Source organism: Kamptonema formosum PCC 6407 (genome assembly GCF_000332155.1).
Lineage (GTDB): Bacteria > Cyanobacteriota > Cyanobacteriia > Cyanobacteriales > Microcoleaceae > Kamptonema > Kamptonema formosum.
The window spans coordinates 832,360-857,464 of record NZ_KB235903.1 but is presented as its reverse complement, the minus strand read 5'-3'; the positions used below and the strand labels follow the sequence as shown (position 1 = coordinate 857,464).

Here is a 25,105-nt window from a genome sequence, read left to right as displayed (position 1 = left end):
GCCCATTTAAACCCGCCTTACAGTTGTTAGCCCAAAATCAAGTTGATGTTAAACATCTCATTCACAGTCGCTATCCCTTAGATGAAGGACTTGTCGCCTTTGAAAAAGCACAAAGCCCTGGGGTGTTGAAAGTGTTACTAGAAATAGAATAATATTCTTCCTTATTTCCTACCGAGTTAAGATCCAGGCCTAAATTTGTCAATCCGAGAGTTTTCAGGATGTCAGTAGCGATGGCAATTACCTCTACATCGGCCCTGGGATCTGCCGTTCCTAATACTTCTACCCCAAGCTGGTGAAATTGGCGCATTCGTCCTGCTTGTGGACGTTGGATGGTACTAGAGCGGTGGCTGTAGAATCGGTATGTTCGGATTGGCAGCCGATGCTAGATGTTAAGGTTCTTGATGCTAGCTTTGCTACGTCTATGTTTGCTGACGGTCAAATCCAAGCAGTTGAGGATATCGATCGGGCAGATTTACCGCAGTCTGATGTTGATTTACTCGCTCAGTTTCAAGTAAGAGCGACTTTAGTCATGCCGATCGCGCTACAGGGATTGGGGAGTGTGGGAGCAGGGGAGCAGGGGAGCAGGGGGAGCAGGGGGAGCAGGGGAGCAGGGGAGCAGGGGAGCAGGGGAGCAGGGGAGCAGGGGAGCAGGCAGGGGAGCAGGGGAGTGGGGGAGCAGGGGGAGATAAATCTTCCCCATCCTCCCCATCCTCCCCATCCTCCCCATCTTCCCCATCCTCCCCATCCTCCCCATCTCCCCTACAGTACGCTCTCCGAGGCCAGGACGGGTTAGGGGCGAAAGGAGCGGTATTTTACGGGGATGGGTCGGTTTTCGAGCAAAATCCAGTTGTGTTAGAGGTATCGTTACCGAATGGTTCTTGGCAGTTGGCAGCAATTCCTACAGGTGGGTGGCCGAGGCAATCTCCTAGCTCTCGATGGCTGAGACTGGGGGGGGGTTCTTTGGCTGTACTGGCGGGGATTTTGGTGTTTGTGCTGGTACAAGCTCCGGCGCGATCGCGAGAAGCAGTGGAACGGGCAACAGTAGCTCTGCTGTTGGCGAACGAACAACTGCAAGCGATTTTGGAAGCGGTACCGGGAATGGTTTCTTGGATTAGCTCAGATTTGCACTATCTAGGCGTGAACCGGCATTTAGCGACGGCGTGCAAATTATCTCCAGAGGATTTTCAGGGTAAGGAAATTGGCTTTCTCAATGGCAATAATGAGTTTACGGAGTTAGTGCGCCAGTTTTTTACTAGGAGCGATCGCGAAGCTGTTTCTGAAGTCAGGTTAGAAGCTAATGGTATTACTCGTATTTATTTAATTGTTGCTCAAAAATACGACCGAGACAGAGCCGCATTTACTGTTGGGATTGACATCACTGAGCGCAAAATGGCTGAAGAACAGTTGCGTGCTTCGGAAGCCGAACTCAAAGCGTTGTTTGCGGCGATGACTGATATTATTACTGTGCGCGATCGCTTAGGCCGTTGTCTGAAAATTGCCTCCACGAATCCTTCTCTACTTTACCAACCAGCTTCGGAACTTCTCGGTCAAACTCTACACGAAGTCTTAGATCGGGAAACGGCGGACACATTTCTGGCTTACATTCACCATGCCCTAGAAATTCAGCAAACAGTCCAATTCGAGTACAGCTTGCCGATTGATAATGCGGATATGTGGTTTGCCGTCACAGTTTCGCCAATATTAAATGATTCGGTACTCTTAGTAGCGCGAGATGTAACTAAGTACAAGCGAACAGAAGAAGCTCTACGCCAAGCTGAAGAGAAATATCGTAGCATCTTTGAAAATGCGGTTGAAGGCATTTTCCAAACTCTCCCTAACGGGCGCTACATCAGCGCTAATCCTGCTTTAGCACGGATCTATGGCTACAATGACGCTGCGGAATTGATCGACAAACTCACCGCCAACGCTCAACTTTACGTTGACCCAAATCGACGTGCTGAGTTTACGGGTCAGATGCAATTGTACGACCGAGTTTCTAAGTTTGAGTCTCAAGTTTACCGCTCTGACGGTCAACCGATTTGGGTTTCCGAAAGTGCCCGCGCTGTCAGGGGGAAAAACGGCGAACTACTATATTACGAAGGCATTGTCGAAGACATCACCGAACGCAAGCGGGTAGAAGACGAATTGCTGCACAATGCTTTTCATGATGCTTTGACTGGTTTGCCCAATCGCTTGATGTTTATGGAGCGCGTCAGTCTGGCGATCAAACTAGCTAAGAAACAGTCAGACTATCGGTTTGCAGTGCTGTTTTTGGATCTCGATCGCTTCAAGGTAATCAATGATAGTCTCGGTCACATGGTGGGCGACCAACTGCTAATAGCTTTTGCTCAGCGTTTACAGGGTGTGGTGTGGGAAAGTCAACAGCTAGAAAATGACGAGCAAGTAGTAGCAATTGATGCTTCTAGTGCTTCTAGTGCTTCTAGTGCGATCGCTGGAGTATCTTTCACCATTGCGCGGCTGGGAGGAGACGAGTTTACAATCTTAGTTGAGGGTATCCAAGATGTCAGCGGCGCGACGGAAATAGCCGATCGCATTCACAAACAATTGAGTTTGCCTTTTAACCTCAACGGACTAGAAATCTTTACCACCACTAGCATTGGTATTGTACTCAATTGGGATTTGGGAGATGTCAAGGGGGGGGCGCAAACTCTACAACTCTGGACGGGCGGAGGAACGCAGTCCTTACAATGTAAAACCGAGCAACATTGTGAGGATGTATGTAATTTCTCCCCAATTCGCCATTCTCAATTCCCAATTCGCCATTCCGCAGAGGATTTGCTGCGAGATGCTGATATTGCTATGTACCAGGCTAAAGCAAGGGGTAAGGCTCGTTCTGCTGTGTTCGATCAGGCTATGTACGCTGGTGCTGTGGCGCGGTTGCAGTTAGAAACTGATTTGCGGCGGGCAATTTCTGCCCAAGAGTTTCAAGTTTATTACCAGCCGATAGTGTGTTTGGCAAACGGTAGGATTAGTGGTTTTGAAGCACTGGTGCGCTGGCAACACCCCCATCGCGGGCTGGTTTCGCCTTCGTCGTTTATACCGCTTGCGGAAGAAACGGGTTTAATTATTCCTTTGGGCAGTTGGGTTTTGTGGGAAGCCACGCGCCAAATGCGGGCTTGGCAGTTACAGTTTCAGTCCAATCCGCCAATAGCGATTAGTGTGAATTTGTCTGGTCAACAGTTTTCGCAGCCTGATTTGATTGATAAATTTAAGCAAATTTTGCAGGAGACTGGGTTGGAGGGAAGTAGTTTGAAGTTGGAGATTACGGAAAGTGTGATTACGGAGGGGGCGGGCAATGCTAGGACAATCCTCAAGCGGTTGAGGGATTTGAATATTCAGTTGTGCATTGATGATTTTGGTACTGGTTATTCGTCTTTGAGCCGCTTACATCATTTTCCGATTAATACTTTGAAGATCGATCGCTCTTTTGTCAGCAGGATGGGGAAGACTGGGCGAGCTCGCAGTAGTGGTCTTGGGGAGATCGTGCAGACGATTGTGATGCTGGCTCACAATTTGGGGATGGATGCGATCGCTGAAGGTGTGGAAACTGCCGAACAATTAGCCCAGTTAAAATTATATAATTGCGAATACGGTCAAGGATACTTTTTCTCTAAGCCATTGACAAGTATTGCTGCAACGGCAATGTTAGCTGCTCAAGATTATAATATTAATTAATTAATTGTATAATATTAAGTTCCGTAGGAGCGGGTTCGCCTTTGATCCTCGATCGATATCGACAAATCTTATCAACCCGCCCCGCCCATACTTAACAGTTAACAGTTATAGCAGTTGCCAAGGCAGTTAGGACATTCTGAATTTAAAACCCTGATTCTAAACCCTTCTTCCGTCTTCCCTAGTCCCTAGCCCCTAGCCCCTAGCCCCTCTTAAACCGCCTTGGCGGTTGCTATAACAAAGATGAGTGAATTTTAGACTGCTCGATTTCGCGACCAATAAACACCAACTTTGTCTCCCGCCGTTCTGAAGTTTGCCAAGGACGGTCATAGAAATATTCTATACGGGAACCTACTCCTTGCAACACTAAACGCATCGACTTTTTGGGAACGGCAACAAAACCTTTAATGCGGTAAATTTCTTGTTCTTGCACTAATTCTTGCAGTTTTTCCACCAAGCTTTGAGGCTCAAATTCCTGTTCTGCAATTAAGTATACTGAATTAATTTCATCATCATGATCGTGTTCTTCTTCTGTATCATGGTGACTAGGACGAGCATCTAAGTTATCCTCAACAGCCGCATTAAATCCTAACAGGACATTGGGATTAATTTGACCGCCTTGACAATGTACTATTTTAACACTTTTCTGCACCTGTTGTTTTAACCAATCTTCGACTTTAATTTGGGTTTGAGAGTCAACACAATCTACTTTAGTTAATAGCACCAAATCAGCACAGGCTAACTGGTCTTCAAAAAGTTCTTCTATCGGTGTTTCATGGTCTAAATTGGGGTCAGCGTGACGCTGAGCTTCTAATGCGTCGAGATCTCCGACAAGAGTACCATTTGCTATAGCTTCGCAGTCTACAACTGCAACCACCCCATCTACTGTCGCCCCAGTGCGAATTTCTGGCCATCGAAAAGCTTGAATTAAAGGTTTAGGAAGTGCTAAACCAGAGGTTTCGATTAAGATACAATCAATCTGCTCTCGCCGTTGCAATAATTGCTGCATTGTGGGCAGAAATTCTTCTTGAACTGTGCAACACAGGCAACCGTTTGTAAGTTCGACAATGTTTGTATTAGCATTGGCATTTGGTGCATCTTCTTCATCGCAAACTTGGCAGGAACGCAGGAGTTCTCCATCAATTCCTATTTCGCCAAATTCATTAACAATCACAGCAATTCTCCGCCCTTGATTGTTTTGCAACAAATTACGAATTGTGGTAGTTTTGCCGCTGCCGAGAAAGCCTGTGATTACAGTAACGGGAATTTTTGCGCTCATGGAAAGTCCAGTAATTTTTACTATTTGTGATTGTTTGGGACTGCATACGTAATGCTTCCGTAACGTCGCTCTCTGGGCAGTTCAATTACCACCCAGGGGGAGGCATTACGGATTAATTTGGTAGCGGTGGAATCCGGGCAACGATGCCTTTTTTTAGCGGTTCTGGTCGCTCCGACCAAGGCAATAAACCATCAGGTTTTGCATAGTATTGGCTAGCACATTCTAGCACTGCGGCGGCACTTTCACCTTCGTTGGCGGGTAAGTCACCGAAGAGATAAGTATATTTCCCAGAAGCGGCAAAAGAAACGGCACAAGAACGATTACAAGCACTCATGCAGTTGACTTCTTGAATCTGGAAATCATCTCGCAATTCCCAATTTTTTGCTAAGTGCGAGACTTGTTCTAATAGGTGTTCGCCGCCGCTTTTACCTTCTCGTTTTCCATCTTTCCAAATGCTAGCGCAGGCGGTACAAACAAATAGAGTATGTTGAGTTTTCATCAATGAATCATCCTGAGAATTTAATCTAATTCCACCCTGAAATTGGGGTGATAAGTCCAACAATTTGCCAACAAAAGTTACGATATTTCAACCAATTTTCAGGAACGGATAAAGTCAGAAGGTTTACCTGCTTTATCTACTGCTTGCAGTGTCAATTTCACTGGTGACTGAGGCGCGGTAGCTTCTGCTCAAATGATACAATTTGACTTAGAGGCGGCTCTACGCTCAGTCGGACTGTTGGTTTTGTTACTTGTAAAAACCCTACCCAACCATAGACAGTAATGCTCATCACAAAAATGATGCTGAGCGGCATTAACTTGAATTTTGACATTTTAGTTTTGGTTTGCTACTATTAAAGCTGATGGCTATTTCTGACAGCTTTAATGGCAACTAACCATCAAAGTATGATGACGTAGAGAATGTACTTTGTTGTGAACTGCTGGATGACTGGCGAAGTAAATTGTCCAGAGTTTTAAAGCACAAAGCGAGATATAGAGTGTCGCTTGTAGTGCTTTTGATAAAGCAAAGTTTGCTGTCTGTTTCTGAACTAAAAGAAGTGATTGCGTAGTCATCATGTACCTCGCTGATGAATTTAGAATAATTAAAACAGTGGTGGGCATTCTGGCTTGGAGATTTGGGTGATTTCTCCTTTACAGTTGCGGGACAGCGTTGGATTTGCACCGAACTTTCCCCGTTACCTCTAGCGGGTGCTCCCCGCTAGAACCGACTGAGTTTTAGCATTGTATCACACTTGCTGTCTTTGAGGAAGAGATTGGAGGCTGAGTAAAAATACTTGGGGTTTGAGGAGTAGTGAAGGCTGGTGCGATCGCAAGTGGCTGTGAGGATGCTAATTGCTCTCGAAATATTAATATAAATTAGCTTAAAATACTAAAATACTAATTAGTAATCCCAGCTCATGCCTGATGAAATTTGCGCTCGATTTAAAGTGTATTCATGGATATCAATAGGCTATAGTAAGAAGTGCGATCGCACTAGCGGAGTGAAAAAGAGTTACAATAGTCTCCGTACCTAAACAACCTAGAGTTAAACAGCATGACTTCACAGCAGATAGAACAACAGATTCAACCCAAAGCTATATCGTCACTAGAACCTCTAACTCCAGAACAAGTACAGAAGACTATTGATATGCTGGATGAATGGATGACGGACGAATCAGGATATGATGAAGAAACCTGGCCAGCACTAAAAGCAGCACTTGACAAAGAGCGAGATATAGTTTCAGCAGAGAGACTTTTTAATGAGTAAAATAGTTTTGTTAGATGCTGGGCCGCTAGGAATGATTAGCCACCCTCGGAACAATCCCGAAATCAAATTTTGGCTGGAAAATTTACTGCGAGCGGGAATTTCAGTAAAAGTGTCAGAAGTTGCTGACTATGAAGTTCGTCGCGAATTGCTTCGGCTTAATAAAGAGAAGGGACTTCAACGCCTCGACAATCTGATCGATCGACTTGGCTATACTCCTATTACCAGAGAAGTAATGTTGAAAGCTGCTGAATTCTGGGCTGATGCAAGAAAACAAGGTCAACCAACAGCAAACAATCAAGCTCTGGATGCAGATGTAATTTTAGCAGCACAGGCTTTCACTATTAGCAATCAAGGTGAAAATACCGTTATCGCTACTACAAATGTTAGACACTTAACTCGCTTTGTCCCAGCTAAAATCTGGAATGAGATCGCTTAAATCCTACAAAATTTATTTATATATTACCATCATTGATACCTGCCCAATTCAAAACTAACAAACGTGATACCATTAACGCCCTCAGCACAAACCCAAACTCGCAAAGCAGAACACATCCGTATTTGCCTCGAAGAAGATGTACAGTTTCATCAAACTACTAATGGACTCGAACGCTACCGTTTTGCTCACTGTTGCTTGCCAGAATTAAGTCTGAGCGAGATTGATTTAAGTACAAAATTCCTCGGCAAAAAAATGGCTGCACCGCTACTAATTTCTTCTATGACTGGGGGCACTGAATTAGCCCAGACAATTAATTATCGCTTAGCAGATGTTGCCCAACATTATAAAATTGCAATGGGTGTTGGTTCTCAGCGCGTAGCTTTAGAAAAGCCGGAATTAGCTGATACTTTTACCGTGCGGCAGAGAGCTCCTGATATTCTTTTATTTGCTAATATCGGAGCCGTGCAGCTAAACTATAACTACGGTCTAGAACAATGCCAACAAGCGATCGATATTTTAGAAGCAGATGCTTTGATTCTGCATCTCAATCCCTTGCAAGAGTGCATTCAAACTGAAGGTGATACTAACTTTAAAGGATTGCTTGATAAAATATCTAAATTGTGCTATAAATTGCCAGTACCAGTGATTGCTAAAGAAGTCGGCAATGGCATTTCTGGAGTGATGGCAATGAAATTACTCGAAGCTGGTGTAAGTGCGATTGACGTTGCTGGAGCTGGTGGCACTTCTTGGGCAAAAATAGAAGGAGAACGGGCAAAAAATGCTAAACAGCGCAGGCTAGGCAGCACATTTGCGGACTGGGGAGTACCAACCGCCGAGTGCATTGTTAACGTCCGCACCGCAGCGCCAAAAGTCCCGCTAATTGCCTCTGGAGGATTGCGAAATGGGTTAGATGTAGCAAAAGCGATCGCGCTGGGAGCCGACATAGCTGGACTAGCATGGCCTCTTCTACAAGCAGCAGCCGAATCAGAAGCAGCCGTTAACGAGCTAGTTGAAATTTTAATCGCAGAGATCGCCACAGTTCTATTCTGTACAGGTAGTTCTAACCTCCACGATCTAAAAAATTCTGGAGTTTTGTCAACTATTAACTGTTAACTATTAACTGTTAACCACTAACCAATCACCACTAACCAATAACAATGAAAGATTTTCTAAAATATACCTTTGCTAGCTTACTGGGAAACCTGCTAGGACTTGGCCTTATTTTCACTCTAGGATTTGGGGGACTGGTGATTTTGATAGTTGCTGCTGCCTCCAAAGAATCAGGGCCACAAGTTAAAGACAAATCTGTAATTGTTTTAGACCTTTCACTAAACATTACTGACTCCAAACCTAACACTACAATCGGAGAAGCGCTCTCTGAAGACCGCTCAGACACGATGACTCTCCGAAGCGTTTTAGATGCTTTAGAAACAGCTAAAAAAGACCCCAAAATTGTCGGACTATATCTTCAAGGTAGTGCCGATAGCGGTAGTACGGGCTGGGCAAATCTCAAGGAAATACGCTTGGCTCTCCAGAATTTCCAAAAGTCAAAAAAACCCATTTTTGCCTATGATATGGACTGGACAGAACGGGAATATTATCTCGGTTCAGTTGCGAACACGATTGCTGTTAACCCTCTTGGGGGTGTAGAAATCAACGGTTTTAGCAGCGAACAGATGTTCTTATCAGGTGCGCTGGAAAAATTTGGCATTGGCGTACAAGTTACCCGTGTGGGCAAATATAAGTCAGCCGTAGAACCATTTTTGCTCAAAAAAATGAGCCCAGAAAATCGGCAACAAACAGAACAGTGGTTGGGAGATATTTGGAGCGAATTTCTGAATACAGTTACACAGAACCGGAAATTAAAAACAAGTCAATTACAAGCGATCGCAGACAATCGCGGCACCTTAATGGCAGATGAAGCTCTCAACAGCAAGCTGATTGATAAAGTCGCTTACTTTGATGAAATAGTTGCAGAGCTCAAGAAACTCACAGGAATAGATCGAGAGAATAAATCTTTCAAGCAAATCACCCTGAAAAATTACACCAAAATTGGTGAAAATAAAACCCAAAATGCTCGTGCTGACGATAAGAAACAAATTGCAGTGATCTATGCTGAAGGTGACATCGTTGACGGCGAAGGTAGCCCAACTCAAGTAGGAGGCGATCGCATTGCTAAAGAACTGCGAGAATTGCGAGAAAATGAAAACGTTAAAGCAGTAGTCCTGCGCGTCAACAGTCCCGGTGGTAGCGCCACCGCCTCTGAAGTAATTGGCCGAGAAGTAGTGCTCACCCGCAAGAAGAAACCAGTAATAGTTTCAATGGGTAACTTAGCAGCTTCCGGCGGCTATTGGATCTCGATGAATGCCAACCGAATTTTTGCCGAACCCAATACAATTACAGGTTCTATTGGCGTTTTTGGTTTGCTGATGAATGCCCAAAGGCTAGCTAATAATAATGGCATTTCTTGGGATACTGTAAAGACTGGTCGCTATGCAGATTCAGAAACTATTTCCCGTCCCAAAACTCCTCAAGAATTAGCAAATATACAGAGAGTAGTCGATCGAATTTATGACCGATTTACCCAGAAAGTAGCACAGTCCCGCAAGCTACCGTTGGCCAAGGTACAAGAAATTGCTCAAGGGCGAGTTTGGTCGGGTTCGGCGGCGAAGCAATTGGGTTTAGTGGATGAAATAGGAGGTATAGAAAACGCGATTCAAGCAGCAGCAAAGCAAGCCAAATTAGGAGATAACTGGCACTTAGAAGAGTACCCTAAACGCCGCAGTTTAGAGGAACGAATTTTGGAAAGATTGTCAGGAGTTCGCGTTTCTAAACCAGATGTAAGGCTCGATCCACTGACGGCAGAGTTTAATAAATTTCAACATGAAATGATGATTTTAAAATCTATGAATGACCCTCATGGCATTTATACTCGTTTGCCTTTTAATTTGCGAATTGATTAACCGTTAGCTGTTAACGGTGAACAGTTAAAGGTTAAACTGATTGAGTAATGTTGAAAAGCAAGCGCAAATCCAAGAAATCGAAACAGAAGCGAAGCATTACTAACACCCCAAAACTCACCAAGAAGGCACTAGCTGTACAAAAGCGCAAAGCAGCACGCCAAAAGCAAGAAGCCATGAAAGCGTTCGCTACTTTTGGATCTATTGGTGCATTAATTGGGATGATTTTCTTATTACTAGGTAAGGTTAAAATAGCTATTGCCGGGGGTGGCGGTGCGGCAATTTTAATGCTTTCCTATAAATATCCTCGTCAAGCTCTTTGGGCTTTTTTCATCTACTTACCTTTCAGTGGTACAGTTACTTATTGGATAGGTGGTGGCAATGCAATTTTCCAAATAGCTAAAGATGCTTTCTACATCCCAGCTCTAATTGCGCTGATTCAAAATTGCAAAAAGAAAAGGCTACCTTTCATAATTCCTAAAAATTTGATTCCCACTTTTAGTATCGTGTTGGTTTTTGCTTTCTTGACTCTAATTTTTGCTAATGGAGGATTGCAGCTTAACCCTGGACGTGACAAACCTATTTTACAAGGAATTCTAGGATTGAAAGTGCTGCTCGGATACTCGGCACTAATTCCTTGTATGTATTATTTAATTCGTAATAAACAGGATTTGTTATTTTTTACCCGGATGCACTTGCTGCTGGCAATCGCTTGTTGTACTCTCGGTTTAATTCAATATTTTATGTTAACAAGTGGGAAATGTCCAGGCACTAGAGGACTGACGGGAGAGCTGTTATTTAAAGCAACTTTAACTGCCAAGTGTTTTGTAGGAGGATCGCTTGTATTTAGTCCAGAGGTAAATATGATCCGCCTACCTGGGACGTTTGTAGCACCTTGGCAGTGGGCATGGTTTTTAATTGCTAATGCCTTTTTAACTTTCGCTTCTGCCTTTAGCGATCCTTCCTTGTGGTGGCGGATGATGGGTTTAGGAGGTATGGCATTAGTGTTTATAAATGCTGTTATTTCTGGTCAAAGAGCTGCCTTAATTGTTGTTCCGGTTGCTATTGTGATTCTACTAATTCTTACAGGTGAATTGGTTAACTTTAAACGGTTTATTCCCATTGGCGTAGGTTTAACCATTCTCCTCTGTATAGGTGCTGCCACTAACCCACAAATAGTTGAACAAAGGTGGGAGAGTTTTGTCAGTCGTTGGAATGCTGCACCGCCTCAACAATTTCTATTTAATCAATTTCAACAAAGCCATAATTTTATTGACGGACATTTATTAGGTATCGGGTTGGGCAAAGCTACCAATTCCACCCGTTTTTTAGGTGCTACACAGTTAATTGAAACCTACCAACCCAAGCTGATATACGAACTTGGCTATCCTGGTGCAATTGCATTTCAAATGATGTTTTTGCACTTAACTTTCCTAACTTTCAAAGCTTACCGCTCTGTGCGTGACCGAAGTTTGCGAATTTACGGGGCTAGTTTTTGGGTATTTATTGGCTTTATTAGCGTCAATCCTCAATACTATCCTTTAGATGTCGATCCAGTAACGGTTTATTACTGGATGTTGGCAGGAGTGGTATTTAAGTTACCCAAAATTGAGCAGCAACTAGAAGCTGAAAACCCTCAAAAACTCGTGCTAAAAAATTTATCAAGAGGCCAACAGCTTAAAGAGAAAAAAATTATAGAAAGCTCTCCAATTTAAGTGTTGAAAACTTTATATCGCAACCGTCTTGGGGGTTAGGACGTTCTGAATTCCTAAAACCATTCATTCTATTCCCTTCTTCCCCTAGCCCCTAGCCCCTAATCCCTAGCTATAGCATCTTGCGATCGATATGCCGTGAAAGCATCAAACTCTGTTTGATTCTGCCAAGAATAGCATCAAGCATTTTTTTCCGCGAGGGAGTTTTTCCTCTCACAGATGCGCCTAATTCCCAGCAGAGAAGATTGAGATCGGTTAAGTTCATATCCGACAATTTCTGCTTGACTTCTTCCTCATTTCCAGCTTTAGCTTTTAAACGGAGTTCTTCATAAACCTCTAGTACCTGTTCAGGAGATAAATTCTGAGATTCGTTAGCAGTTGAAGTGAGTTGAGATACTTTTGATTCCGAGTTTTTTGGGGCAGAATTTAATCCACGCTTCACCTTAGTTTCAATCCGAGTCAATTTTCTAGAAACTTCTCGCATTATTGCTTTAAGTTCAGTAATTTCGTCAGTTAGCTCTACAATCTCTTCGTCATCATTCTGAAACATTTCTTCTTTTTTCATTTCAGATACTCCGCACATTCGCGCCACAATTCGTCAAAGTCTGTTACTATGTCTGCGGGTAATTCTCCTTCATTTATTGCCCGTTTAATTCCCACAGTTTCTCGAATAGTAGATTCCAAAAACTTAATTGGTATGTTATTCTCTGCGGCTGCTTCAGCGCAAATCCTCTTATCCTCTCTCATGTAAAATTGTACTTCATTTGTCAGCAGACCTCCGTAGGTTTTGGCTTTATTCATAAATACAGCTATTTTGGGAAAAGGAAAAGGTTCTATTCTTCTTTTGAGAGAGTTGAGAAGTAAGCTCAATCCTCTGGAACCAAAATAATCAGGATTTACAGGAATTAATACCAAGTCGCAGCAGGAGAGTACGCTGTAGGAAAGTAGGTTAAAGGAAGGAGAACAGTCAAAAAGGATAAAGTCATAATTTGGTAAATGGGAAGAATTTGTGATTTTGCCCACAAAACTACGGATAAAATCTTTAACATTTTTTGCTTGAAATCCCTCAAGTTCTAACCAGTACAATTCTTCAACTGACGGGATAAAATGCAACTGCTCATCAATTTCATATATACTGTCAAAACCAACAGGAAATTTAAAATTACTTCCGGCTTTTCTAAAAACTTCAATAGCATCATAAATGGTTTGGCGATATTTAATAGATCTTTCGTACCACTTGCCAAATTTGTCATCTAAATGACCTGTATTTTCATTTAGTCCGATGGCTTCAGTTAATGACATTTGTGGGTCGAGGTCAAACATTAAAGTTTGCCAGTTTGTTTCTTCGGAAAGCACTTTCCCTAGACACCAACTGACTGTGGTTTTTCCTACACCACCTTTGAAATTGATTACTGCTATTGTTTTAGGGCTCATGGATGCTCTGGTTTAAGTTTTCTGTAAGTATTTATTAAAACATATTATTGGGATTAGGAGAGTTCGCGATCGCGCCTAGTCTTTAATATTTACCTATTTACTGAATTGAGTTAGGTTTTAGTGTTGTTATCATGCTATAGTTAGATAGTATATTTATCTTTTCACGCATCGCACATAGCTATAATTAAAAATTTTCGAGCGATTCACAGCTCTTCTTATAATATCTGATGCTGGAGAGCGATTACAAGCTCAGTTATAGTATCTATAAACTTTATAACTTCCGCCGCACTTTTTTACCCAGAAAACAAAGGGTGGGAATTACCCACCCTTAAATTTTAACGCTTCACCAACTTCTTACTCACCTTCCGCAAGCGAATTGACTGAGGCGTTACCTCCACCAATTCATCGGGCCCAATATACTCCAAAGCACGTTCCAAACTCATATCTACAGGTGCTTGCAATTGTACTAATTCCTCACCGCCAGAGGCCCGGTGATTAGTTAACTGCTTCGACTTGCAAATATTGAGTTCCAAATCTTCACCGCGATTATTTTCACCAATAATCATCCCCCGATAAACCTTGGTTCCGGGAGTGATGAAAAAGACACCGCGATCTTCAGCATTTTGCAATGAATAATAGGTAGCGATTCCCTCTTCAAAAGAAATCAAAACTCCATTGCGACGAGCTGCAATTTCACCACCAAGCGGGCGATAATCTAGGAAACTATGATTCATAATTCCAGCGCCGCGAGTCAAACGCATAAACTCGCCTCGGAACCCAATCAAACCGCGTGCGGGAATTGAAAATTCTATTTGAGTGCGGCCATTTCCACCAACGTGCATATCCTGCATTTCTCCCTTGCGTTGGCCGAGACGTTCGATACAACCACCCACAGCTTCTTCGGGTACGTCTAAGACTAAACACTCAAAAGGTTCGCAGATTTTGCCAGCAACTTCACGATAGATAACTTGTGGTTGAGAAACTTGGAACTCGTAACCTTCCCGGCGCATATTTTCAATTAAAATACCCAGGTGTAATTCCCCGCGTCCCGATACTAAAAACTTATCAGGAGAGTCGGTTTCTTCTACGCGCAAGGCCACGTTAGTTTCTAATTCTCGCATTAAGCGATCGCGTACTTGTCGAGATGTCACCAACTTCCCTTCTTGACCAGCAAACGGCGAATCATTCACCGAAAACGTCATCTGCAAAGTCGGTTCGTCAACCTTAATCAACGGTAAAGCTTGCGGATCGTTGGGACAAGTTATCGTCTCGCCAATATTCGCCTCAGCAAAACCTGCCACTGCGACAATATTACCAGCAGAAGATTCTGGGATATCAATCCGCTTTAAACCATCAAATCCCATTAATTTTGTAATCTTGGATTTGATAATTGCGCCACTTTCTGTGATTAAAGCAGCTTGCTGACCCATTTTAATCGTACCATTATGAATGCGGCCGATCACAATTCGTCCCACATATTCGGAATAATCCAAAGTCGTAACTTGCAATTGTAGCGGCTTTTCTGGATCGCCAACTGGTGGCGGAACATGGTCTAAGATTTCTTCAAATAGAGGTTTCATGTCCACACCTTCATCTTCGAGGTGTTTTTTGGAATAACCCGCTAAACCCGAACCGAATAAGTAGGGAAATTCACACTGATCGTCATCAGCACCGAGTTCAAGAAATAAATCTAAAACTTTATCAACTGCTTTGTGGGGGTCAGCTCGTTCGCGGTCAATTTTGTTGACAAAAACAATCGGTCGCAGTCCTTTTTCTAAGGCTTTTTTGAGTACAAACCGAGTTTGTGGCATTGGCCCTTCATTGGCATCGACAATCAATAAACAACCGTCTACCATACCGAGCACTCGCTCAACTTCGCCACCGAAGTCAGCGTGTCCGGGGGTATCGACGATATTAATTAGAGTTTCTTTGTAGGTAACGGCTGTATTTTTGGAAAGGATGGTGATACCGCGTTCCCGCTCAATGTCATTGGAGTCCATGACGCAATCTGGAATTTCTTCCCCTTCACGGAAGATGCCGGATTGTCGGAGTAGAGCGTCTACAAGGGTAGTTTTGCCGTGATCTACGTGGGCGATGATAGCTATGTTGCGAATGGGAAGACTCATAAATTGCGTCTGGGACGTTCAGAGCGTTAACTAAAGATTTCTTAACAATTATAGCTTATGTGGTCAAGGGGTGTGTAGGGCGGCTGTATTATTTTGGAGTGCTCAGCGGCTACAATCAAGATTATGGAAGTAACACCGAGGGAAATTCAGCGTTATGCCACCCCAGATGGCAGGATTCCTTTCTCGGAGTGGTTAGACTCCCTCCGCGACTTTAAAGGCAAAGCTAAGATTGTTAAAAGGCTTGAGCGGGTTAGCAGTGGCAACCTTGGAGACTATCGCTCCCTGGGAGAGGGAGTCTGGGAATTTAGAATTGATTTTGGCCCTGGCTATCGGGTCTATTTTGGACAAGTAGGAGCAACTATAGTGCTTCTGCTATGTGGTGGAGATAAAAGCACTCAAGAGCAAGATATTCAAACGGCTAAGGAATTTTGGATAGAATACAGGAGTAGAGAAAATGCCTAAAAGTTTGCCTTACCATCCTTATAAGATTCAATCTCTGAAAGATTTTGTATTTGCTGCTGCTTACCTTACTGTCATTTTTGAAGAGGAAGAAGGAGATTTGGAACTGGGAATTATGCGAAATGCAATGAGAGATGTATTTGAGGCTCTGGGGGAACAAAATATGTCGGCTGAAGATGCTAAATTGCATTTGGAAAAATTAGATAATTTGTTGTCTGGCAAAGGCAGTGAAACGATTTATGCGTTAGCAAATTGGCTAAATACTTTGGGATTAAAGTTAACAGTTTCGGTGGCTGAAGCGGAACAAGTGGAAGGGGAAAATATTGAGCCAGTTGCTGACTTGGCAGAGGTTGGCAATGTTTGATATCTTCCACAATTGTCAAAAAGTTGTAGGGGCGGGTTCGCCAACAGGTTTAAACAGTACAGCAAAGGCTAAAAAACCCACCCCACACCACAATCAAGTCCTTAGCCATATTATGAATATTGACTTTTTGTTAATTTTAGGGTAGCAGTATGTCACAGGAAGAATTAGATTTATCATCCTTAAATGCGAGAGTATTGCAGCTTGAAGAAAACCAGGTTATCCTGAAAAGATATATAGCCAAACTTAAGCAGCGGTTAGAAGCTCACGAGCAACTATTTAATGAACGTTATGAAGCGCGACAGTTAGAAAGTTTGATGGCTGAAGTTGCGATACTTCAACAAAGATTTAATTTAGAGAATGGGGAGCAAGCAATTATTCCCGAGCCGCCGATAGAGGTTGATAGTCAGGCTGAAGAGTTTGATTTTCAGTATCAGTTAGTATGCGATCGCCTCAATAGTCGTGCTGTGTTGATGGAGGCTTTATCAATAGCACAAGAACGGGTAATTATTGTCTGCCCTTGGCTTAATTGTAATAGCATTAATGATGAATTACTGCAAAAATTTAGGGAGTGTTTGAACCGAGGATGTTTGATCGATATTGGTTGGGGTTATCTGGGAGATCGGCAAAATATCGGTAAGGGATGGCGCTATAATGCTTTGGCAGATTTACAAGAATTAGCTAGTGAATATCCCGATCGATTTTGTCTGGATTTATTGGGAACTCACGAGAACTTTTTAGTATGCGATTCCAGTTTTGCGATGTTGGGGAGTCATAATTTGCTGACTAATGGCGATCAAAGTGCAGAAAGGGAAGTGGGAATTCGCACAAATGATTCCCACATTATCAAGCAGTTAATTGAGCGATTTGACAGCAGTGAAGTATTAAGTGAGGATGAGATTGAGAGGCGGTTTGTCGCGAGTTCGGATTACTTGGATCGAGCCGATTATTTGGAAGGATTGGCGGCGGATACTGAAGATATTGCTTTAGAGGATAGCTGTGAGGATGTGGAGGATGAGTCTGAAGAATGTCTGGAACCTGTTGTTAGTGTTGAGGAGTTTTGGAAGCGTTACAAGCAGGGAGAAAGAGATTTTGCTGGGATTAATTTAGCTGGTGCTGATCTAAGAACTAAAAACCTAGCTAATGTTAACTTGAGTAATGCTAATTTGAATAAAGCTAATTTGATTGGTGTAAGTTGGCAATATGTAAATCTTAGTGGGGCAAATTTGAAAGGAGCAGATATGAGAGATGCGAGTTTTCCTGGCGGCACAAATTTTAGTGAGGCTAATTTATGCGGTGTCAATCTTTCTAATGGTAACTTACAATCGGCTAAACTAGAGAAAGCCAAATTAAGGAAGGCAAGTTTAAGAGGAGCTAGACTAGAATATGCAAATTTCACTGAGGCTGATTTGAATGGTGCAAACCTCAGTGGTGCCAAACTTAGTATAGGAACAAAATTCAGCGATGCAAGCCTTGTTCAAGCTAACTTAAGCGGACTATATTTGAGGAAAGTAGATTTAAGAAATACCGATTTGACGAATGCAAATCTGAGCAATGCTAACCTGTTAGAAGCAAATTTTGATGGAGCAAATCTCAATGGAGTTGAGCTTCAAGGAGCGATTTGTAATGAAGCAACTTTATTTCCTATTGATTTTGATCCTGTGAAAGCTGGTGCTTATTTACTTGTTCCTTATGGATCGCTACAAAATGCCAATATAACTGATAGGGACTTAACCAATATTAAATTGATGGGAGCAGATTTACAAGGGGCTAATTTGAGTTCAGTAAGATTTAGTGGTTCCGATTTGAGAGATGCGAATTTGAGTGGGGCAAAACTTCAAGGAGTAAACCTAGAGAGTACTAATTTGAGTAGAGCTAATTTGAGACAAGTTAACTTGAGTGATGCAAAATTAAATAGCGCTAATTTAACTACAGCAGACTTAACTGAAGCTGATTTGCGGCAAGTATCTTTAAATTATGCAAAACTGGGTGGCGCTGACCTAATTTCAGCCGACCTCCGCGCAGCAAACTTAAGCTGTGCAGACTTATCTGGTGCTAACTTAACAGATGCAAAAATAGGGGGCGCTAACTTTGAAAATGCCAAGCTCACTGGCACAATTATGCCAGATGGATCTACTCATGAATAAAAATGTAGGGTGGGCATTGCCCACCACCACCTGTAATTACATCCACTTAATTATTGACCTTTCACGCATTTGAGCATCCGCAAAGTAGCCGCCGCTGCATAATTCCGCTTGGCAGAACTATCAGGAGAAAACTGGCTCCCAACTTCATTAACCGGAGAAGCTACCTTACAATAAGAAGACATTTGGCTAATAGTAGCAGCAGCCCAGTGACTCTGAATATCAGAGAAATTAGTCGGCGATTGTTTAGGAGTTAATACTGGGCTCATTCCCCGCGCAGATAAACCAAATTCTGCCGCGCGACGCATCACAGCCATTAATTCAGCGCGAGTGACTGGTTGAGTTGGTTTGAAAGTGCCATCTTTATAGCCGCTAACGATGTTCTTATCTCGCGCAAATTGAATTTTAGCTGCACTCCAGCGGGTAGTTTCAACATCGCTATAAGGGCGAGAAGATGCTTGAGTAGGAATCACAATATTAGCGCCTTGTATTCCTTTCAAAGATTCTAATACTAAAGAGACTAATTGCTCTCTAGTTAAAGCAAGTTGAGGCCGGAAAGTATTGTCCTCAGAGAAACCGGCCACAAATCCAAGGGCAACAGCTTCTTTAATTTCCGCAGCGTAGATATCGTTAGCAATATCTTTGAATGTTGGTGAAGGATCGACCGTACCGCCTCCGGTGTCTGTACTTCCCGGTGCAAGCTGATTGCTGGTGAAATAAAAATGTCCTAATGTTTTACCTTGATACGATCTTTTGGTGAAGCGCCAGCCAGGTTCTAAAATAACTTTCATAAAGCCATTAATAGTTCCCTGAGTTCTGCCGATCGCTATTGGCTGAGCGTTGCGATCGCTCGGAGTCCCTACCAGTATCACATCCCCGTTAACATTCTGCAAACTCAAGCTATATTTCAATGCTAAATCAGTACCGCCCATGCGGATAGAAAAGCCGTTGCTATCAGTGGCGCGTCTGCAATCATTGGTAAAATCAAAGTTCATTAACAATGGATTGACGATGATGGGGCGACTGCCACTTTCACTCCAGCACTGCCGCTTGTTGGGTATTTGTTCTATAATCAGCAATTGGTAACTACCATCTTGGCGGGGTTGAGCAATGGCAGCGACATTAGCTTGCTCGATTTCTGTTTGGTCAAAAGTGAATGCGATCGCAGAACTGACTGCGCCGATTGTCAAAAGTGCCGAAGTGGCCAAAGTTGCAATTGTTTTCTTAAACGAAATTCTCATAACACCTACCGAGTTGTTTAACTTATATTTATTGAAGCCGAAGGGCTTTTGAATGTTAGGGGTTTTTGTTGTACTTCCTCAAGTGTCTCAGGATCTTAAGCTGCGATCGCGACCTTATAGATCGCAGTCTACCCTAGATGGGGCTGATTCTCAGGCGATATTAGATTTTTGATGAGGCATACTCCTAGAGTCCACCCCTTCAACTGTCATAATGCCATTACTGCTGTTGTGCGCGATCGCTCACAAGCTTAGATACCCAGGATACCGAATCCTTCGTAGCGTCGCCGCCTCAGCGCTATCCTTAAACCGCCCAGACAGCGCCGTTACCTGATGAGTGCAGAATTCTCAGCACTTAAACATTCTCACTATCTGGGATATGGCCTGTTGAAGACTGACTAACTGGAAGCGCGATCGTAAACTCCGTCCCTTGCCCAATCTCTGAACTTACCTCAATTTTACCGTGATGCTTTTCAATAATTTGATAGCAAATAGAAAGCCCCAAACCCGTACCTTGACCTATCGGCTTCGTTGTAAAAAATGGGTCAAATATCTTTCTTTTAAGTTCGGGAGGAATCCCAGGGCCATTATCTCGAATTCGTACCCGCACCAACGCCCTATGCAGTTGCTCTGCATGGGGCGGATCTAGTTCCGTCTGAATTATAATTTGCTTGACTTCCTGATTTTCTTGTGAATTGAGAGCATCAATTGCATTGCTAAGTATATTCATAAAAACTTGATTCAGTTGCGCGGGATAGCACTCCACAGGTGGCAACGTTTCATAATCTTTAATAATTTCAATTCCCTCCTTAATCTTATGGCTAATAATCAATAGAGTGCTATCAATTCCCTCATGGATATTGACCCGTTTAAGTTCCGCTTCATCCAGCCGGGAAAAATTGCGTAAAGACAGCACAATCTGACTGATGCGCTCAGTACCCATCTTCATAGAAGACAAAATTTTGGTCAAATCATGGACTATAAATTCAAAGTCAATTTCTTCAGTAATATTCTCTATAGCACTATTTGGCAGAGTATATTCTTGTTGATAAACTCGATATAATTTCATTAAGTCTTCAACATAACTATTAACATATTTAAGATTGCCGCTAATGAAGTTGAGAGGGTTATTAATTTCATGGGCAACTCCCGCCACCATCTGACCCAAACTCGACATTTTTTCTGCCTGAATTAATTGGCTTTGAGTGTCCCGAAGATTTTGCAAGGCTTGGCGCAGTTGGTGATGGGTTTGCAAAAGTTGATCGTGCTTTTGAGAAAGTTTTTTTGTTCTTTCTTCTACCCGTTTTTCCAAATGCTGACGAGCCATTTCTATTTCTTGAGTATGTTCTGCGACCCGCCCAATTAAACTATTTAATGATATTGCTAACAAGCCTACTTCATCGCTAGTAGTAACAGGAACTTGCACAGTAAAATTAGCTTCTCGCGTTGCTTGTTGAGCTACTTTAGTGATAGCTTGTATAGGGCTAGCGATCGTTTGCGCTATCTTAATGCCGACAAAAGTAGTGAGACACCCAGTTAGCAAGAAAAAGATTGACAAATGCCTCCATAGTGCTTGTCTAGCTTCGTCTAGAGGCACAACAGAATTGAGCAGCACCACAGTTAGAGAAGAATTATTTAGCCCAGAAAGCACTACACTTTTAGCAAAATATTCCCCACCCCCTATCTTAACTCGTTGTGGACGAGCTTCTTGGGGCGGTGAAACCCAAGAAAAATTGCTCCGAACTATTGGCAAAGTAGAAGCAATTACAGCTTTATCTTGATTAAAAGCCATCAAGTGTTCCCGCGTACCAATAGTAAGCTTTTTGAGTAAATCATCCCTGATTAAAGTGCCAATAATAATCGCGCCGATAATACCATCTTTAGACTTTACAGGTGCAAATCCAACTAAAACAGACTGTAAATGTCCGTCTGGTTTCTTTAGATTTAACAAATCAGATAGATACACCCCTTTGAGCGCTTGATCGAAGGCTGTTTGATCCTTAAGTATTGCATCAGCTAATTCTTCATTCTGTAAGTTCGCTAGTACCCCACCATCTTTGTCTACTACCTTAATCAAGTCCAGTTGCAAAGTGGTTTTTAAAGGTAGTAAAATCTGGAGGAGTGCCACCGTATCGCGCTGATTTACTGCCGAGCGAACCGCCGCTGTATCGCCTACTAGCCTAGTTTGCAACTGCAAGTGCTGTTCTTCCCGGTTAAAGTCTCGCAAAACCAGTGATGAAAGACTCTCTACTTCAGCGATCATTTGCTGTTCAAGGCTGCTCGAAAACCAGTAGCCAAAGCCAATCATTAACACCATTGCCTGAGTGAGGATTACTAACAGGAATGGGACAATAATTTTCTGGTTTAAAGCCAGTTTTGAGTACATACTTTTAAAGCGGGCATTCCGCCACAATATTTGAGCTTTTCTAGCGCTAGCTATTAACAAGTTTTTCTTAAATAAGTGGCGAATCTGCATTAGTTATGAGCTTGAGAAACAATTACACAGGCATTACCAGCTAACAATGTAAGCAGGTGAATCAATAACACTTTGTTTACTTCTTCGCAGTAGATGGCACAAATCCAGATTGTAGCAACTCTGTAGCCCCTTCTTCGCTAGCAACAAAATCAAGAAATCCTTGGACAGTTTGACTGGGAGTTGTTTTGTAGACAATACCGAGAGTCCTTACCATCAAGTATTTTTCAGCTTTAACATTTTCGACTGTCGCAGCTATGTTATCCAGACTTAAGCGGTTGACTACCAGGTTGTTTGCAATGGCATAAGCGAGGGAAAAATACCCTATAGAATAGGGCGTGTCTTGCATTGCCCTAATTAATTCTGGTTCCTGGGATAGTAGCACCGCTGATGAGGTTATGGTCACACTTTTGCCCAGGTAATACTTTCGTAACAGCTTTTTGGCTGATTCGTCTTCAGGGCGATCGAGTACAATAATCTTAGCATCTGGCCCGCCTAAATCTCGCCAATTTACGATCTCACCACTGTAAATTTTTTGCAAATCTTTTGTTTGTAAATTTTTCACCCCTTTCACACTCTGGTTAGTAGCTACAACTAGAGCATCTTTGGCAATCTCGCGATAGGTTAGTTGACCGTTGTTTTCCTCAGTTGTTAACTGACGGGTAAGAGCACCAATGTCAACTAAACTGTTTTTTACTCCCGCAATTCCCCCACCACTTTGATTCGGAGGGAAGAAGATAATTTCCGTGTTTGTTACTTTTTTTTCGTAGGCTTCTGCGACTACCTTTAAGGCTGGATAAATTGCACCAGCACCGCTAATTTTAACTGTTTGCCGTGATTGCGGCTCTACGTTTTTTTGAGCAGTCGTTACTGGCGTACAGCTAGTCAAGCTCAGCAAGGTAGTTCCGGCTGTAATCTGCGCTAAGACCAAAGTTGCGATCGATAATGAGCGTTTCATTGAGTTTTCTGTTCTATATTGCCAACAGCTCTTAGCTGCTTACTAATACTAGCTTATTAGCATCCTCCTAAAGAGGTAAAACTTATTTAATTTTAAAGCTATCTGGCTACCTATCCAGGCTCAACGTTGGAAGATCAAACAAGAGCCGATTTTCTCAAGCAACTTTGCGTATTCTAGCTTATTGAGAATAATATTTGTTATAATTCGTTATCTTTAACAGCACTCACCCGAAGCTATCTTAAATTTTGATTTTTTGGGATCGATGGGTAAGTCCTGATAGTCTCTGACCAATTGAGATAGATGCGTTTTCCCTGGCGATCGCTCAAATGTCCTATCAAAAATTGCTTGCTTTTGCCTTGAGAATCAGCAGCCCCAAGACTCCTAATAAATTAACACTATAGAGAGATACGCAAACAGTTATAAAGCTTTAAGATTGTAAATAGTGAGCAAAAAAAATGCCAATTCTTAAATAAATTGTCAGATTAAAGTGCCTATTTTATATCTAATTTGACACTTAATTTGACATTTTATTAATGTTGATTTCCGCATACAAATAACACATTGAAATTGTGTTTAACTTCTCACTCACATTCGCTTAATTAAGGAGAATCTATGCTTTTAAAAGAAAAAGAATCCGGCACGCTGGTAGAAATCCTAGATATAGAGGCATTGTTAAGCCCTATGAAGAATGAAGTTCCGGGGCAAATTCAAGCTGGTCAAGAGGAGCAACAACCAGATAGTTTTGCCAAGGAAACATTAGTTTTTCCTTCGGGCGAAACGCTGCCTCGTTGTTGGATTGATGCCGATTATACGACCAACTAATTTGGAAGGAGAAGATTATCTCCCTAGTTGAGAGGAGACGCAGAGGATAATTCTATCCAGAATTACACGCAATTGCTAGTAACGTAACTAAATCTTTTTGACCTCTGCTCTCTTCTCTGTACCCTCTACTTATGTTAGAATCTGGGAGCCGCAATTTGACGAATCCTTTTTGAATCTCTCTAGATTCGCTCAGGCTTGTGATTACGGAACACTGATTCTCAGGAGCAAAAAAAATCATGACTCGCGCTATCATGGAAACGGAAAAAGGCACTATCCATTTGGATATGTTTGACCAGGATGCACCGAATACGGTGAAGAATTTTGTAGACTTGGCTGAAAAAGGTTTTTATGACGGCCTGAAGTTCCACCGAGTCATCCCTAATTTTATGATTCAAGGAGGTTGTCCTCAAGGTACTGGAACGGGGGGCCCTGGCTACAAAATCAAGTGCGAAATTAACAGCAACAAACACCTGGCAGGGACTTTATCAATGGCCCATGCAGGTCGCGATACTGGCGGTAGTCAATTCTTTATTTGCCACTCTCCTCAATCTCATTTAGATGGAGTCCATACGACTTTTGGCAAAACTGAAGATATGGATGTAGTCAATGCTATCCGCCAAGGCGACAAGATTATTTCTGTCAAAATTGAGCGGTAATTTTTAATTGTTAACTGTTAACTGTTAACTGTTAACTGGTAATTGGTAATTGGTAATTGGTAATTGGTAATTGGTAATGGCTAATTGCTAATTGCTAATTGCTAATTGCTAATTACCCCCCATCCTCCCCATCTCCTCCGCTCCCCTGCTCCTCCGCTCCCCCGCTCCCCTTCTTCCTTCTTCCTTCTTCTTATGACTAAAATTAATGATCCTATTTTAGTGTCTGAGTTAACGGAACTTTATCTCAAATATGAAAAAGCCCTTTGTACTAATGATATTGAAACTCTCAGTGAACTGTTCTGGGATTCACCAGATGTTGTGCGTTTTGGCGTGACTGAAAACCTTTATGGTAGCGATCGAATTAGAGCTTTTCGCCAAGGCAGATCGCCTTTGAATTTAGAACGTGAAATGTTTAATCTCAAAGTTGTTACTTTTGATGCAGATATGGCCGCTGTAACTCTGGAATTTCGCCGCATCATTGATGGTATTCTGCGGGAAGGCCGGCAGAGTCAGATGTGGCGTAAATTTCCTGAAGGTTGGAAAATAGTTTCTGCTCACGTTTCTTTGTTGCCACTTTAGAAATTAGATT

Annotated in this window: 24 protein-coding genes, 1 pseudogene and 1 riboswitch; of the genes and pseudogenes, 14 read left to right on the top strand and 11 right to left on the bottom strand. The window is 42.5% G+C overall.

The genetic code is table 11. The features are described from left to right. Nucleotides 1–154: 154 nt before the first annotated feature. Nucleotides 155–328, bottom strand: a pseudogene (locus OSCIL6407_RS32420) (ATP phosphoribosyltransferase regulatory subunit); the annotation flags it as partial. Here OSCIL6407_RS32420 and OSCIL6407_RS35295 point away from each other — a divergent pair. Both OSCIL6407_RS35295 and OSCIL6407_RS0108800 read left to right on the top strand, forming a co-directional pair. Then, entirely contained in the window at nucleotides 293–793 is a 501-nt protein-coding gene (locus tag OSCIL6407_RS35295) for a hypothetical protein (RefSeq protein ID WP_155523386.1), read from the top strand. The pseudogene OSCIL6407_RS32420 and the gene OSCIL6407_RS35295 overlap by 36 nt on opposite strands. 56 nt (nucleotides 794–849) lie before the next feature. Then, nucleotides 850–3,696: a sensor domain-containing protein gene (locus OSCIL6407_RS0108800; protein WP_007353615.1), complete on the top strand. Its 2,847-nt coding sequence runs from the start codon at nucleotides 850–852 to the stop codon at nucleotides 3,694–3,696. A 229-nt stretch (nucleotides 3,697–3,925) separates the two neighbouring features. Here OSCIL6407_RS0108800 and cobW read toward each other — a convergent pair whose 3' ends face one another. From cobW to OSCIL6407_RS32415, 4 genes are all read right to left on the bottom strand, one after another. Further along, a complete protein-coding gene (gene cobW, locus OSCIL6407_RS0108795; protein WP_007353616.1) occupies nucleotides 3,926–4,972 on the bottom strand; it encodes a cobalamin biosynthesis protein CobW in 1,047 nt (348 codons plus the stop codon). A 112-nt stretch (nucleotides 4,973–5,084) separates the two neighbouring features. Beyond that, nucleotides 5,085–5,471, bottom strand: coding sequence for a DUF1636 domain-containing protein (locus OSCIL6407_RS0108790; RefSeq protein ID WP_007353617.1), 387 nt, complete (start codon nucleotides 5,469–5,471; stop codon nucleotides 5,085–5,087). A gap of 157 nt (nucleotides 5,472–5,628) precedes the next feature. Beyond that, nucleotides 5,629–5,802 carry a hypothetical protein gene (locus OSCIL6407_RS35290; protein WP_019487129.1) on the bottom strand — a complete coding sequence of 58 codons (174 nt, stop codon included), beginning with the start codon at nucleotides 5,800–5,802 and terminating at the stop codon, nucleotides 5,629–5,631. Nucleotides 5,803–5,851: 49 nt separating this feature from the next. Then, entirely contained in the window at nucleotides 5,852–6,043 is a 192-nt protein-coding gene (locus tag OSCIL6407_RS32415; RefSeq protein ID WP_071592475.1) for a CbtB-domain containing protein, read from the bottom strand. 22 nt (nucleotides 6,044–6,065) lie between these two features. Continuing rightward, nucleotides 6,066–6,215, bottom strand: a riboswitch (cobalamin riboswitch). 309 nt (nucleotides 6,216–6,524) lie between these two features. On the opposite strand from OSCIL6407_RS32415, the gene OSCIL6407_RS0108780 reads away from it, so the two are divergent. From OSCIL6407_RS0108780 to hpsL, 5 genes are all read left to right on the top strand, one after another. Next, nucleotides 6,525–6,737 carry a hypothetical protein gene (locus OSCIL6407_RS0108780; RefSeq protein ID WP_007353619.1) on the top strand — a complete coding sequence of 71 codons (213 nt, stop codon included), beginning with the start codon at nucleotides 6,525–6,527 and terminating at the stop codon, nucleotides 6,735–6,737. Then, nucleotides 6,730–7,173, top strand: coding sequence for a PIN domain-containing protein (locus tag OSCIL6407_RS0108775; protein ID WP_007353620.1), 444 nt, complete (start codon nucleotides 6,730–6,732; stop codon nucleotides 7,171–7,173). Before OSCIL6407_RS0108780 ends, OSCIL6407_RS0108775 begins: the two co-directional genes overlap by 8 nt. A 63-nt stretch (nucleotides 7,174–7,236) precedes the next feature. Beyond that, the gene (fni, locus tag OSCIL6407_RS0108770) at nucleotides 7,237–8,286 is read left to right on the top strand and encodes a type 2 isopentenyl-diphosphate Delta-isomerase (RefSeq protein WP_007353621.1); all 1,050 of its coding nucleotides are present in this window, start codon (nucleotides 7,237–7,239) and stop codon (nucleotides 8,284–8,286) included. Between the two features lie 44 nt (nucleotides 8,287–8,330). After that, nucleotides 8,331–10,136, top strand: a complete 1,806-nt coding sequence (sppA, locus tag OSCIL6407_RS0108765) for a signal peptide peptidase SppA (RefSeq protein WP_007353622.1) — start codon at nucleotides 8,331–8,333, stop codon at nucleotides 10,134–10,136. A 47-nt stretch (nucleotides 10,137–10,183) separates the two neighbouring features. Next, entirely contained in the window at nucleotides 10,184–11,848 is a 1,665-nt protein-coding gene (gene hpsL / locus OSCIL6407_RS0108760; protein ID WP_007353623.1) for a hormogonium polysaccharide biosynthesis protein HpsL, read from the top strand. 109 nt (nucleotides 11,849–11,957) lie between these two features. On the opposite strand, the gene OSCIL6407_RS0108755 is transcribed toward hpsL, so the two are convergent. The 3 genes from OSCIL6407_RS0108755 to typA form a co-directional block, all read right to left on the bottom strand. After that, nucleotides 11,958–12,410 (bottom strand): hypothetical protein, encoded by a 453-nt coding sequence (locus OSCIL6407_RS0108755; RefSeq protein ID WP_007353624.1) that lies wholly within the window; start codon nucleotides 12,408–12,410, stop codon nucleotides 11,958–11,960. Next, nucleotides 12,407–13,279: a ParA family protein gene (locus OSCIL6407_RS0108750; RefSeq protein WP_007353625.1), complete on the bottom strand. Its 873-nt coding sequence runs from the start codon at nucleotides 13,277–13,279 to the stop codon at nucleotides 12,407–12,409. The genes OSCIL6407_RS0108755 and OSCIL6407_RS0108750 overlap by 4 nt, the downstream gene beginning before the upstream one ends. 335 nt (nucleotides 13,280–13,614) lie before the next feature. Then, nucleotides 13,615–15,405: a translational GTPase TypA gene (gene typA / locus OSCIL6407_RS0108745; protein ID WP_007353626.1), complete on the bottom strand. Its 1,791-nt coding sequence runs from the start codon at nucleotides 15,403–15,405 to the stop codon at nucleotides 13,615–13,617. 123 nt (nucleotides 15,406–15,528) lie between these two features. On the opposite strand from typA, the gene OSCIL6407_RS0108740 reads away from it, so the two are divergent. Genes OSCIL6407_RS0108740 through OSCIL6407_RS0108725 form a run of 4 tightly spaced genes read left to right on the top strand, consistent with a single transcriptional unit; the run spans nucleotide 15,529 to nucleotide 18,372 of the window. Next, complete coding sequence (locus tag OSCIL6407_RS0108740) at nucleotides 15,529–15,867, top strand: type II toxin-antitoxin system RelE/ParE family toxin (RefSeq protein ID WP_007353627.1); 339 nt, start codon at nucleotides 15,529–15,531, stop codon at nucleotides 15,865–15,867. Beyond that, a complete protein-coding gene (locus OSCIL6407_RS0108735; RefSeq protein ID WP_007353628.1) occupies nucleotides 15,860–16,228 on the top strand; it encodes a helix-turn-helix domain-containing transcriptional regulator in 369 nt (122 codons plus the stop codon). The genes OSCIL6407_RS0108740 and OSCIL6407_RS0108735 overlap by 8 nt, the downstream gene beginning before the upstream one ends. Beyond that, on the top strand, nucleotides 16,221–16,373 hold the full coding sequence (locus tag OSCIL6407_RS38545; protein ID WP_019487128.1) for a hypothetical protein: 153 nt from the start codon (nucleotides 16,221–16,223) through the stop codon (nucleotides 16,371–16,373). Before OSCIL6407_RS0108735 ends, OSCIL6407_RS38545 begins: the two co-directional genes overlap by 8 nt. A gap of 4 nt (nucleotides 16,374–16,377) precedes the next feature. Beyond that, nucleotides 16,378–18,372, top strand: a complete 1,995-nt coding sequence (locus OSCIL6407_RS0108725; protein ID WP_007353630.1) for a pentapeptide repeat-containing protein — start codon at nucleotides 16,378–16,380, stop codon at nucleotides 18,370–18,372. Nucleotides 18,373–18,422: 50 nt separating this feature from the next. Here OSCIL6407_RS0108725 and OSCIL6407_RS0108720 read toward each other — a convergent pair whose 3' ends face one another. The 3 genes from OSCIL6407_RS0108720 to OSCIL6407_RS0108710 all read right to left on the bottom strand — a co-directional run bounded on the left by OSCIL6407_RS0108720 (nucleotide 18,423) and on the right by OSCIL6407_RS0108710 (nucleotide 23,038). Then, the gene (locus OSCIL6407_RS0108720) at nucleotides 18,423–19,610 is read right to left on the bottom strand and encodes a DUF3747 domain-containing protein (RefSeq protein WP_007353631.1); all 1,188 of its coding nucleotides are present in this window, start codon (nucleotides 19,608–19,610) and stop codon (nucleotides 18,423–18,425) included. A 352-nt stretch (nucleotides 19,611–19,962) separates the two neighbouring features. Further along, on the bottom strand, nucleotides 19,963–22,083 hold the full coding sequence (locus tag OSCIL6407_RS36990) for a sensor histidine kinase (RefSeq protein ID WP_019487127.1): 2,121 nt from the start codon (nucleotides 22,081–22,083) through the stop codon (nucleotides 19,963–19,965). A gap of 76 nt (nucleotides 22,084–22,159) precedes the next feature. After that, nucleotides 22,160–23,038, bottom strand: coding sequence for a PstS family phosphate ABC transporter substrate-binding protein (locus OSCIL6407_RS0108710; protein ID WP_007353633.1), 879 nt, complete (start codon nucleotides 23,036–23,038; stop codon nucleotides 22,160–22,162). 612 nt (nucleotides 23,039–23,650) lie between these two features. On the opposite strand from OSCIL6407_RS0108710, the gene OSCIL6407_RS0108705 reads away from it, so the two are divergent. From OSCIL6407_RS0108705 to hpxZ, 3 genes are all read left to right on the top strand, one after another. Then, nucleotides 23,651–23,860 carry a hypothetical protein gene (locus OSCIL6407_RS0108705; protein WP_007353634.1) on the top strand — a complete coding sequence of 70 codons (210 nt, stop codon included), beginning with the start codon at nucleotides 23,651–23,653 and terminating at the stop codon, nucleotides 23,858–23,860. 236 nt (nucleotides 23,861–24,096) lie between these two features. Then, entirely contained in the window at nucleotides 24,097–24,516 is a 420-nt protein-coding gene (locus OSCIL6407_RS0108700) for a peptidylprolyl isomerase (protein WP_007353635.1), read from the top strand. Between the two features lie 192 nt (nucleotides 24,517–24,708). Continuing rightward, nucleotides 24,709–25,095, top strand: a complete 387-nt coding sequence (hpxZ, locus tag OSCIL6407_RS0108695; RefSeq protein WP_007353636.1) for an oxalurate catabolism protein HpxZ — start codon at nucleotides 24,709–24,711, stop codon at nucleotides 25,093–25,095. The last annotated feature ends 10 nt before the right edge of the window (nucleotides 25,096–25,105 follow it).